The sequence below is a fragment of the Vibrio sp. 10N.261.46.A3 genome, assembly GCF_041472995.1.
Classification (GTDB): domain Bacteria; phylum Pseudomonadota; class Gammaproteobacteria; order Enterobacterales; family Vibrionaceae; genus Vibrio; species Vibrio coralliirubri.
In genome coordinates, this window is the sequence record NZ_JBFRRH010000023.1 from 1482 (window position 1) to 1850 (window position 369).

1 protein-coding gene is annotated in these 369 nt (G+C 35.0%); it reads right to left on the minus strand.

What is annotated here, in order from left to right; all coding sequences use genetic code 11:
• Positions 1-255 (minus strand): mobilization protein (locus AB4484_RS06205; protein ID WP_372077051.1); only part of this gene is annotated, 255 nt, incomplete at its 3' end.
• Between the last annotated feature and the right edge of the window lie 114 nt (positions 256-369).

A 369-nucleotide genomic window follows, 5' to 3' on the forward strand; every position in this document is an offset into this window, starting at 1 on the left:
TTTAGGTTCAGAGTTAATTGGTAGATCGAACAACTCACGATCTCTTTCTTTTGTTAAATATTTATCTAACGTTTTACTTACTTGCTCTTTGTAATCAGATTCTCTTTCCATTCTTTCTAAGACCATAGCCCCGAGTAAAATTTTTCTTCTTGTGTCTTCCTTTCGTTTTTTTGTACTTTCCTTTTGCTGCTCTTTTTGAATTTGTAGTCGCAGTTGCTCTTGTTTCTTTTTGAGTTGCTCTAACTTACTCGCCATAAATATTTCCCTCTTTGATTTTGGCTTATATTATCATTTCACACCCTCGGTGCTAACTTTTACGATTATGAGTAAAAGCGCACTTATACGTTGTACCAACGTGTGCGAATCACT